This is a genomic window from Escherichia sp. TW14182 (assembly GCF_000208525.1).
GTDB classification, from domain to species: Bacteria; Pseudomonadota; Gammaproteobacteria; order Enterobacterales; family Enterobacteriaceae; genus Escherichia; species Escherichia ruysiae.
On record NZ_AEJZ01000376.1, the window covers coordinates 1 to 541 of the forward strand.

At 54.7% G+C, this 541-nt stretch carries 1 pseudogene; it reads right to left on the reverse strand.

Features of this window, described 5'->3' with window-relative positions:
* Nucleotides 1-541: pseudogene (locus EQY_RS0122000) on the reverse strand (type VI secretion system membrane subunit TssM); the annotation flags it as partial.

Consider the following 541-nt stretch of genomic DNA (forward strand, 5'->3'; position numbering starts at 1 on the left):
ACCGCTTCGTTGGTAAACCACCAGTCGCAATGCAGCGTGCCGCCACCAGGTACATTCAGGATATGTACGGTCTGTTCCATCTGTTCTGCTAGTGGGAACTGCAATCCAGTGTTGAGCAACGCGGTAGTTTTACCATCGCCCGGACTGCCGATGACCATAAACCACGGTAACTCGTACAGAAAACGCTTTCCTTCCAGTACCTTACGCCAGAATGGCTGATCTACTCGTAGTTGTTTTAGTTGCCGGATGGCGCGGGTGACAATATTGCTGACGGTGCGCAAATCAGCTTTAATTTCCCCGGCCACCGGCACGTCTTCCCCACGTGGATGCAGGAAACGGCGCAGCAATTGTTCATCCAGGCGCAGCGCCCGCCACAGGCGGTACAGGCCGTATAGTGCATAAGTCAGCAGGATCAGGCCGATAAGCGTCAGACGCAGCCACAGTGGCGCAAACGGGCGAACGTCGCCAAAGGCCAGCAACGGTGACACAAAACCGATGATCAGGCACAGAACCGTAACGCCAATAATGCTCATTGACCAGT